Origin of the sequence: Pseudomonas sp. OV226 (assembly GCF_003148705.1) — a bacterium.
In the GTDB taxonomy this organism is placed as follows: Bacteria; Pseudomonadota; Gammaproteobacteria; order Pseudomonadales; family Pseudomonadaceae; genus Aquipseudomonas.
In genome coordinates this window covers 63,279-74,495 of the sequence record NZ_QGGS01000030.1, presented here as the reverse complement: position 1 = coordinate 74,495, position 11,217 = coordinate 63,279, and the positions used below count along the sequence as shown (strand labels likewise).

The following is an 11,217-nucleotide window of genomic DNA, read 5'->3' as shown; positions in this document are numbered from 1 at the left end:
GTCAGGCACCGAGCCAAGGGGCGAAAGCACCAGCGCGTCACCGGATCAATCGCCAAAAACAAACTCAGCAGGCAATCGGCCAATCGTGAACGAGAACCTTGGTTGCTGGCCAGTAATCTGCCGGAGGATCAATGGAATCCATCGAAAATCGTGGCGATTTATAAGCAACGGATGCAGATAGAAGAAGGTTTCCGGGATGTAAAAAGCGAGCACTTTGGCATTGGCATAACTCACCATCGAAGTCGCTGCCCACGCCGAATTGAAGGGCTGTTACTGGTCTCGACTTTGGCCAACTACATTATCTGTTTAACCGGGTTACAGGCTCGCGAAGCAGGTCATGAACATCGCTTTCAAAGCAATAGCCTCAAACGACGGAGGGTGTTGTCGCTATGGCGACTTGGGTTGGAATACTGGCGCAGCGGAAGCGGCTCAAAATCTCGAAAAACCTTAGAGCGACTTGAGCGCGCGTTGCGAAACGAGGTGCATCAACAGGCGCAGGCGTTGGACTAGTTTTGTGGGGATCTCTCAGAATCCGTCCCCATTTTTCCTACATTTCTCCTAGTGAATACTCGGTTTTAGTAAGGTACGACTCAATCTCCACCCCCTGTTGAGTCGGCTTAAGATTCCAGACTTCTGAAAGATTCGTTGTGAGATCTTTTGCACCAACTAGCCAAATCAGAAAGCTTCTATTATTTTCTTCGCTAGCCATGCCTCACTTTTATCTATAGAGATGAAGCACCCCTCGAATGAACCACTTGTAAAAATAAGTCTATGCCCTGCGTACTCAGTAGTAACCAGAATTGAGTAAGGACCTTGCTCACGCTTTATCTCTTCTGCATTTAGAGTTCTCAAAACAACACCAACAAACTGCTCAAAGCTTTCTTCTTCATATTCATGAAAAAAAACAAAATAACTGAAATCGGAACTAGACTCAGAAAAACAATTCATATTCACACCCCCAACCCATCATTAACGCTTGCTCTAGACGACTGAGATTTTTCGATAATCTTGCGCCACAAATCATCGCCAGAAAGACCTTGCGACGAGTATTTATTAACGATTTCCGACCATGTCCTATTGGGATCACTCTTATTCAACGAATCGGCCAAATCTCTGTTAGACATTAATTCTCAAGCTGTAGATCTTAAATCATTCCTCATGGCAAACGCCTGTTTAGCCTGATCTTCCAGCGACAATCCTGCATCAATTCGGCTGGGAATTTCTTCCTCTTTAGATAAGTACCAAGCCCTAGCCTCTCTATCAGTTAGAGTCTTGGGCTGAGCAACATTGTCCTACCACTTTGTATAGGCGACAGAATCATCGATTGTTTTTGCACCTTATGTCCATACCTCCTGACCTTCAGGCGTAAGCCATACTACTCCTGCCGGGGCAGTAGTTAAAAACCAAAACCCAAAGCCGTCAAGATCATCTTCTTCAGGGCAAATAGGCCACGCGAGCTTGATAATTTCGATTTGTTCATTAACACTACCAGAGAGATATTCTCCATTTAAGGCTAGCTTTAAATTCCCTCCAAGCATTAAGCGCCTCAGTATTTCTAGGAAAATCTCCGCTCTTTCTTCATCACTTATTTTTAAGCTAGAAAGCTCCACACCCAAGTGCTGCCAGATCGACCCCATTGAGAGCCCGAACGAACTACGCAACACAGCGGAACACAAAAAATCGATATTCATTTAAATTTAATCTCGATTCGCTTTCCAGAATTAATAGATGAATTGATTACATCTATAGTCCAGGCTGCACCTGACTGCTTAGTTGAATTAGAAAAATTCCTCAAGGTGATTTTACTACCTGCGTTAGCTCCAGAAGTAATAGTCGCAGCATAAACATCCCCTTTCCCAGGAATCGACCTTACGGCGGGCATATTGTCAGCTCCTGTTAACTGTCTAAAATAGCTCATTACATCTGATGTTGTAGTACCAGAATAAACTGGGGCACCAACACTAAGCTGAGGATCAGCTTGGAACGTCTTCCCACCTATACTCAGTTGAAAGTCCTTTGGTTGAAGGCTTGGGCTATTGTACTGCGATACCAGATCGCTAATTCGGTTATCAGATTGCTGCTGCAGAATTGCCCCAGGCTGCTTACCTGTTATATCAGAGCCTTTGGGGTTCTGCGCTATACGAGCTAATGCATCTTTTTCGGCATCAACTATCGAACTTCCTTTTGCACCATCCTTTACAAGCTCCTGTGCCGCTAAACGCTCAATCACCTCATCCAGCTTTTTACTTATAGCCTCGGCGGCCGCTTCGGTCAATTTCCCACCGGCTTTCGCGGTGGCACCCGCTGGCAAGATGGCAAGGAGGGTTCGAATAGCAAGCAAGGTGGTTTGCGCGGTATGGACGTCCTGCCCATAAATGGTGTTTAGCTTGTTGGTGATGTCTTCATTGAAGCTTGCCGCCGCGCCTTCGCCGATTGACTTACCACTCTCAACGAAGCCATCAATGACGCTTTGTGGAAGGTCTTTCACCCCCTCCCACAGCCCGCTTAATACAACCAAGGGATTTTCTTTGGCTAATTTTGCCAAGTCCACCGCGCCATCTTTTATGGCAACGCCTGAGTCCTGTAGCTCTTTGAGCAACCCCGCACTCAAATCGCGACTTACACCACTTTGAACAAATTGTTTATAAAATTTTGGATCTGCAATGTCGCCGAACATTTCCGGCCGGAACAACTGGTTACCCTTTGCGGTAAACAACGCTTGCTGTTCACCTAACTCGTTTGTGAACGTCTGCCCCGAGCCATTCAAGAATGCTTGTGCTGCGCTGTCGTCGCCGTCACTCAGGATCGATCGCCATAGCAGGTCGACATCCTTGACCGCTTGCTGTCCCAAACGCTCTGCTGCCACTTCCTCACTGATGCCATTTTGCTCAGCAAACTCTTTCGCATGCCCCTTAATCCAATCCTCTTCATCTGCATGGAGCTGACGGTTGTACAGCGTGCCGCTCTGCGCGATCGAAGATCCGAGCTGCAGCTTGTCGATATCTGCGGTGGGGTCTTGAACGGCAGTGGTGAGCACGCCGATCAACTGCGAGTTCATCGCCAGCAGCTGATCCCTTTCAGTTTTTGGAAGACCGGCATAGGCCGACGCTAAATCATCAATCAGTACTTCGTTGACCCCTGCTGCCAAGGCACCCGTTTTGAAATCCCCACCAGCCGCAACGGAGGCCAAGCCGCCCATCAGCGCATGCAGACCAATTTTCGCCAAGCCGCTTTCTTGCAGGTTGTTACCCAGCCCAATATCACCTACCAATTTAAAGCCATAAGCGGTGAACGCATTCACCAAGCTGTTTTGCAAGGCATCGCCTAGGCTACCGTCGCGCCCTAAGGCTTTGTTGAGCAAAGCGGAAGTGGAGTTTTGCAGTAACTGGTTTTCGGTAAATTGACCGATACCTTGCAGACTGCTCAGGCCGCCAGGATTGGACACAACGACCTTGCCGGTATTAGCCAACGCGCCGCTGGTGGAGTCGGTCACTGCGGTGCCGGGCCCTGTCGTGGTGCTGGTCCAGTCGTTAAAGAAGCCGGCAGTAAGACCTGCCGTCCCCCCGGCCACGATGTAGTTTTTCAGGTTGTCGATGCTGAAGGTTTCTTTGAAAACCGCGCCAACATTGCCTTTGTTGTTGATGGTGCTGACGGCCGCGGTACTGGCGGCCGAGGTGATCATGGCAGTCAGCGCTGCGTTGGCCCAACCCGCTGCCACCGCACCGCTGGAAGCTGTCGCGGCAAGACCTGCCGACATGGCCGACGAAGAGCCGGCGGTTGCGCCAGCAGCGGTCCCCAGAGCTCCGGAGGCCGCACCCGCGGTAAAGTAGGCGACGATGATAATGACGATGAGCATTGCCGGACCACCAAGCCCGGAATGGCTTTCATCCCAACTATCATGCAGTTCTTGAACTTGACGCCAATCCACGTCGTTGCGCGCTTCAACTTCTTTCAGCCAAGCCATGCTTGGGTCGGCTTGCACCATGGCATCGATTGCCTGGCTGACACTTTGTTGGTTAATGTCTTTGACATCGATGTGCAAACCATCCACCGCGTTGATCAGTGTCTGGCCCTTGGCAGTCAACTGACTCTGGCGCAGGGTTTCGTCCACCTGGCCTTTGCTTTCCATGCTGGTCCACGCCGCGCTACTGCTGCTCTTGCTATGGCTCTCTTGATGCGAGTCCTTCACGGCCTCAAAGGTGATGCTGCCGCCACTGTCGAGGGTGATGTCCTTGCCACTTTCCAGGTGAGCGTTCTGGTAATGCTGATTACCGCCACTGACCAGACTCAGATCACCCCCGGCCTTGATCTGGCTGCCGATGTTTTTGATGTCGGTGACTTCGTCGCGCAGGGTTTTTTCGCTGCCGAAGCTGCCCTTTTTCTTCATGTCGTACAGCGTGTAGTCGCTGTCCTGCGCGGCCAGCAGTGCCAGTTGATTACCAGCCGACAAATAGGCTTCACCACCAGCCTCAACGTTGCTGGAGATCAGTGTCAGATCGTTGCCAGCATTGAGCGTGATGTTGCCCCCAACCTTTACACCACTGCCCTGCTGGTGAACGTGGTCTTCCTGTTCCGTGACCTTTTTGGTTTTGCTGTAGCTGTGCTCCTCGTCCGCCGCCGAGGCCAGCGTCAGGTCATTGCCCGCATCGAGTGCCGCGTTGCCGGTGGCGTTGAGTTGGCTGCCGATCACGGTCAGGTCACGCCCGGCCTTGATACTCAGGTCCTGTCCTGCCGTGACTTCGGCGCCGTAGTGCTTGATGCTTGAATCGTTGAGATTGACGCCGCGGTCGTTGCTGGCGATCTGCTGGGCCGAGGTGATGTTGACGTCGCGTCCGGCACTGATCGTGGTATCCCGCCCGCTTTGCAACACCCCACCGACGTTGTTGACATCGCGTCCGGCGCTAACGGTCAGGTTGTTAGCCGCTTCAACGCGTGCGGCACTGTCAACGAAGTCACGTTGCAGGCTGTAACCGTTGACGCTGTTTTGATAGGAAGTGACGGTACGTTCGTTGATGACATCGCCAGCAATCGAGCCGAGGCTGATGTCACGCCCGGCGATGATGCCGCCGGCCTTGTTAGTCAGGTCGTTGCCGGCTAACAGGTCGAGTCGCCCACCGGCATTCACCAGACCGCTGTTGACCAGGTTGTTGCCCGCAGCAGCCGACAGGTTGCCAGTGGCTTTGAGGATGCCGCTGTTGTTCAGGTCGTTACCGGCGATCAGGGTGACGTCGCTGCCCTGGATCAGCGCGCCGTTAGGGGCGAGGCGATTGTTGGCGTTGGCCAGGTACAGCACCGGTACCAACACGGTCTGGCCATCGATCACTTCACTTTCCAGCCAGACAATGTCGTGGGTCAGGGCTGCGACTTGTTCGGCGGTAAGGCTGATACCGACCGACAGACTCAGCGCATCCTTGCTAACAATGGCGTTGTCCATCAGGTAGCGGAACTGCGCCTCATCGGAAGTCATGCCGTCGATAAAACGTTGCCCGGTACGGGCGACGATGGCCTGTTGGATCAGGCGCTGCTCATAGAGCCCGTCGCCCAGGCGTCGGGCGCTTTGGTCGGGGTCGTAACCGAGGTTGCCGAGCAGATAGTCCGAGCTCATGAACTGCTTGAGGTCGGTGAGGACCGGGTTGGTTTCGATCAGGTACTTCTGAGGGTGCGAACCGCCAATGCTGGTGGGTACGCCTTGGACACGGGCCACGCTGGCGCCGGCATTCTGGTGCTGACCGGTCAGCAGGCTGGCACCGCCCAGGGTCCAGCTCTGGGGACCGGTGCTCCCGGTCGAGGTGTCTTGCCCACTCAGGCGGAACAATCCATTTTGCCCGTTGGGCAGGCTGAAGCCCGGCAGCGTTGTAGGGTCGACCTGCTGTTGCGCCAAGTCCGGCGGGAGTTGGGCATTGATCCGCACTTGCACGCGGGGGCCCGTGCTGGCCTGGGTATCCTGGACTTTGCTGGCACTGTCGGTGTACGCGTAATCCTCGTGAATCACGCTGTTGACCAGGTTTTGCGTAGCCGTGATGCTGACGTTGCCGCCGGCCTGAATCACTGCGTTACGTACGGTGCCGGTGCTGGCGGCGCCCGTGCTGTCGGTGGCGATTTCGATGTCCGTGATGGGCGTAAGCTGGGTTAATTGGCTCGGCAGCGCCACTAAATTGTTGGGGTCGTACTGCGACGTGATTTGTCCTTCGAAGCCGTAGCTCAGGCCCGGCAGAGGGAAACCCCAGCCATAGCGTTCATTGATCACCAGGCCGGTTTCGGTGTCGGTCAGTTTGACGAACTCGTAGCTGCCACCGTCATGACCGCCCTCGCGCCCCAGGTACGACGAAGCGATTGCCTTACGAATTGCGCCGTTGCCATCGATGTAGTACACCAGTGGAAAGCCGGGGTTGTTGCGCTGGTTGTAGGGGGTCATGACGTCGGCGAGGAAGTCATTCATCGCGTTGTCTTTCAGGCTAATTTGGTAGGTACGGGTGCGCTCGATTGTCCCGCCTACGGAACCGATGTTTTGCAGGCTGTCAGCCAGAATCGTGATATCGCCGCCGGCACTCACAGTACTTTTGCTGTTGAGGAAGGTCCCGCCCAGGAAGTTAAAATTCTTGCCCGCCGACAGGCTGGCCGACGCGCTGGTGTCGCTGTCATCGCTCGTGAACAGCTCATGCGCAGCCAGCATCACAACCCAGTCGTCACCTTGGCAGTCACCACAGATGTTGGCGATGTAGCCGGAGGTCAGCTCACGCTCTGCCGAGTTCGTGGCCCCGTCAGTACGGTTCTCGAACACCGCAGCCTTGAGGCTGAAGTCGCCAACGCTTTCCATGTTGGCGGCGATGTTGTACACACTGGCCGCCCGCTCCGCGCCGCCATACCCGCCAATGCTCACGCCCCCCAGGCCGTAGACGTCGGCCAGATGGTTGGTGAAGGTGTTGACCCCCAACACCAGGTCGCCCCCGGCGAAGATCAGCCCGTGCTCATTGAGCAGTGTCGGGGTGTTCAGTTTCAGGTTCAGCGTGCTGCCCAAGGTGCCGTAGTTACTGGCGCTGCCGGCATTGACGATCAGGTCGCCAGTGGAGGTCAGGCGACCGTAGTTGGTCAGCGGGCCACCGACATTGAGGGTGGTCGTGCCACCGCCGGCAATGCTGGCGGTGCTGCTCAGGGACACCTGATCGCTGTTCAAGGTCAGATTGCCCGATGCACTCAGACGTCCATTGCCAGCGTAAGCACCGCCCAGGTTCAGGTTGATGCTGCCATCACTGGCGATCAGACCATCGTTGTTCCAGTTCGACCCGGTGCCGACGAGACTGTCCGAGGCCAGCAACTGGCCGCCGACAGTTTGATTGAAGTTGTTGAGGTTAAGGGTCAGGCGTCCGGCCTGAATCACACTGCTGTTGGTCAAACCGTTACCGCTGAGGCTTAGCGCACCGCGCGTGACCAGGCTGCCACCCGCCGCCATGGCGAGGCGGCTATCGAGGTCGAGGGTACCGGTGCCGACGTGCAACAGCGTGCCGTTGGCGTTCTGAAAACTCCCGGCGACCAGGCTCAGGTCGGTGTTGGCGCTTTCCACCGTCCCGCTCTGGTTGTCGAACAAGCCGCCGATTTGGAAGTTGGTTTTACCGCTGGCGCCCAGCGCGCGGAGTTTGCCGGTCTGGTTATCGACGCTGGCGGCGGCCACGCTCAGGGTGCTGCCGCTTTCAACAATGCCCAAGCGATTGCTGAGAGCACCGCTCAGAGCCAGGTCAATTTGATCGCCAGCTATCTGGCCGCTGCTGTTGTCCAGGTTGCTGCCGCTGACGCTGACGTGGCCGGTGGCGTACAGGCCACCGTTGCTGTTGTTCAGGCTCGTGGTGTGAATCAGCACGTCACCGGTTTGCGCGGCGAGACGCCCCGCCGTGTTGTCGATGCCCTGCTGCGCGGTCAGGTCCAGACGCTGGCCTTGTACGATGCCGCCTTGTCCGTTGTGCAACCAGCCCGCCATCCATGCGCTGACGGCACCGGTCAGACTGGAGAGGACACCGCCCCGGTTGTCGACGTTGCCGGCATTGAGCGTCAGGTCGCCACCTTGAGCGATGACACGACCGCCCTGGTTATCGAGGTCGCCCGTGAGGGTCAGCGCCAAGGCACCTTGGCTTTGCAGGGTGCCGGTGGCATTGGCGAGACTCGCGGCGTGCAGGTGCACGTCAGCATTTTTGCTGTAGATCAGGCCATCGGCGTTGTTCTGCACCGCACCACTGGCGGTCAGCACCAAGGGACCACTGGCGGCAACGGTGCCTGTGTGGCTGTTGTCGAGACCACCGGTCAACACCGTCATCAGGCTTTGGCTGACGATCTGCCCACCCTGGTTGTTGATCTGACTGGCCTGCTGAATCAGCAGAGGGCCGGCACTGGCGAGCTTGCCATTGGTGTTGGTCAGGATGCCGAGCAGGTTGAGGGTTACCGCGCCATTGCCAGCGATACTGCCGCTGGTGTTATCCAATGAGGTGCCGTTTAAGGTGAGGTCTTGCTGGGCATTGACTGCCCCGGCGACGTTACCCAAGGCCATGGCGTTGAGGGTCAACGTGGCGCCACTGTCGATCAGGCCATTCTGGCCGTTGTCCAGTCCGCCGCTGATGGTCAGGGTTTGATCAGTACCGCTGGAGAGAATGCCGCCCCGGTTGTCGAGACTGGCGGCAGTGACGGTCAATGCCTGCTGGCTGACCAAGGCACCGTTGGCGTTGTTGAGCAAGGCGCCACGGAGGGCGACGTTGACGTCGCCATTGCGGCTGGAGAGCGTGCCGTTGTTCTGGTTGTCGAGGCGGCCTCCGGTGAGGCTCAAGCCCTGCCAACCCGAGATCAAGCCGTTTTGGTTAAACAGGTTATCGGCGTTGAGGTCGATCTGCTCCTTGCTGATCAAGTAGCCCGAGTTGTTGTCCAGGGTTCGACCGGCCAGGGTGAAGCTCTGACTACTGGAGATTTCGCCCGCCTGGTTATTCAAATCCCGCAGGTGAGTGACCGACAGTTCACCTTCGGTGGTGATCAACCCGCCCACGTTGTTCAGGTCGCCAGTGGCGGCACTGAAATCGAGGGCGATGGCACTGCCGAGCAAGGAGCCGTTCTGATTGTTCAGGCCGCTGCTGCTGATCGTCAGCTGCGTGGTCGCATTGATCAGCCCCTGGTTCTGGTTGTTGAGTGCGCCATCGACGTTCAGGTTGAGGGCGTTGCGGCTGGTCAAGGTGCCGCCACTGTTGTCCAGGCTGCCGACTTGGGCGTCCACGGCCGAGGCGGCAATCAGCCCCTTGATATTGCTCAATGCCTGGTTGATGCGCAGGTTCAGGCCCTGATTGCTGAGCAGCTTGCCGTTACTGTTGTCGAGGCTGTTGGCCGCGAACGTGAAAGCCTGGGCGCTGGAGATTTCGCCGCCCTGGTTGACCACGCCATTGAGGTTATTCAGGACCAGGATCGGGGCGGTGATCAGGCCGTTGGTGTTGTTAAGCTGGCCGTGGTTCAAGTCCAGGGTCAGGCCGGTATTGCTGAACAACTGACCGCCCTGCTGATCCAGGCCAGTGACATTGGCGCTCAAGGCGCCAGCACTGGCGATGCGCCCGCTGTTCTGATTACTGACCTGTCCGGCACTGAGGGTCAGGTTACTGCCACTGCTCAGGCTGCCGGTGTTGTTGTTGAAAGCGCCGGTGGACAGGTTAAGCGCGCCCTTGGCGCTGATGCTGCCGGCCTGACTGTTGTCCAGGCTCGCGCTGGACAGGTTAAGGCCCGCATTGGTCACCAGTTGACCGCCCTGGTTGTCGATCAAGCCACTGCTGCTAATGCTCAACTGACCAGCGCTGGACAGACTGCCCAAGCGGTTGGTCAGGCTGGCGGCGCTGACACTGAGCAAGGCTTCGCTGCTGAGCAGGCCTTGCGTATTGTTTAGGCCACCGCTCAGTTGCACCGTGAGGTTTTGTTGGCTACGCAGGGTGCCCGCGACGTTGTTCAGAGTGGTGCCGCTAACGGTCAGGTGACGGCTGGCGATCACACTGTGACCGCTGTTGGTGAACGTCTGCGTCGAGACGTTGACGTCACCGCTGCTGTTGCGGCTGTTGTCGGCATTGACCCCGGCCTCGATGATGCCGTTGTTGGTGAGCAGACCGCCGGCACTCAGAACGATGCTGTCCCTCGCGGCAAGGCTTTGCTGGTTGGTCAGGTTGCCTTGGGTTTGTACGCTGACAGAGCCGCCGGCATAGACCGGTCCCTGGGCTTCGAGACTCGCGGCTTTGACGTTGACTGCACCGGCAGCAGCGGTCTGCGCCAGGCTCAGATGGCCATTGGCATCGATCTGGATGTCACCGCCACTGGCCGCCAGATTGCCGGCCAGTTTCACGCCGACCCCAGCTTCAGTGCCGACCAGTTTGATCGCCCCGGCATACATGCCGCCCAGCGCCGAACTGTCGATGGCCAGTTGTGGTTTGGCGCTGCCATCATCGGCGCGCGCGGTAGCGTTGAGGGTCTGTGCGTTGACGTCGTTGCGGCCGGCCACAATCGTCAGGTTTTTCGCCTGAATCTCGGCGTTGATCTTCGCGCTGCGGGTGATGATTTCGAAGCTGTCGACGTTGTTGGCGTTCAGCCCGGCGCCTTCGATGGTGACGCTGCCCTGATCCACCTGAAAGCGATCCAGGCGCCCGTTATCCAGCACCGGTTTGCCGGTGGTCAGGGTTACACGCGGCGTGTTGATGAACCCGCAACCGTTGCAACTGATGCCGTACGGGTTGGCGACGATCACTCGTGCCGACTGCCCTGCGACTTCGGTGTAACCGCGCAACTGGCTCGGGCTACCGCCGATCACTTCGTTGAGGATGGTTTGTGCGGCAGCCCGGTTGGTCATGTTCGGGTTGCCGACGATGATGCCGCCCAACTGCGTCGCACCGGTTTGCGCAGCCACGTTGTTAAGGATGACGCCCTGGGTGCCGACGTTGTAATCAACGAACTGGTTGTGCGACAGCCCTGTGCCGTTGGGCGTGGCAATGTTGACGATCGGCACGCCGTTGCCCGCCTGACCGAGGCTGGTGCCCGGTGTGGCCACCACGATGCCGTCGGCCTGCGCCCACATCGGTTGCCAGAACATCACGTTCGCCAACAGGAACGCCAAGCCGCGCTTGGGCATGCCCCAGAAGTGCTCGCGCGATTGCACTGCGGCAGAAGGCTGGCGGCTCAGGAAAGCGTATTGGCGGGCGTCCATGTCGAAGGTCTCGA

General features: G+C 57.0%; 4 protein-coding genes. 1 reads left to right on the top strand and 3 read right to left on the bottom strand.

Going from position 1 to position 11,217, the window contains the following annotated elements:
• Window positions 1-510, top strand: a 510-nt coding sequence (locus tag C7534_RS29775; protein WP_146206221.1) for a transposase, incomplete at its 5' end; no start/stop codon positions are given.
• A gap of 165 nt (window positions 511-675) precedes the next feature.
• Here C7534_RS29775 and C7534_RS32445 read toward each other — a convergent pair.
• From C7534_RS32445 to C7534_RS29765, 3 genes are all read right to left on the bottom strand, one after another.
• Window positions 676-948, bottom strand: a complete 273-nt coding sequence (locus tag C7534_RS32445; protein ID WP_146206220.1) for a hypothetical protein — start codon at window positions 946-948, stop codon at window positions 676-678.
• 389 nt (window positions 949-1,337) lie between these two features.
• Entirely contained in the window at window positions 1,338-1,691 is a 354-nt protein-coding gene (locus tag C7534_RS29770) for a DUF596 domain-containing protein (protein WP_218278094.1), read from the bottom strand.
• Complete coding sequence (locus C7534_RS29765; protein ID WP_109787984.1) at window positions 1,688-11,203, bottom strand: two-partner secretion domain-containing protein; 9,516 nt, start codon at window positions 11,201-11,203, stop codon at window positions 1,688-1,690. The genes C7534_RS29770 and C7534_RS29765 overlap by 4 nt, the downstream gene beginning before the upstream one ends.
• Window positions 11,204-11,217 lie beyond the last annotated feature (14 nt).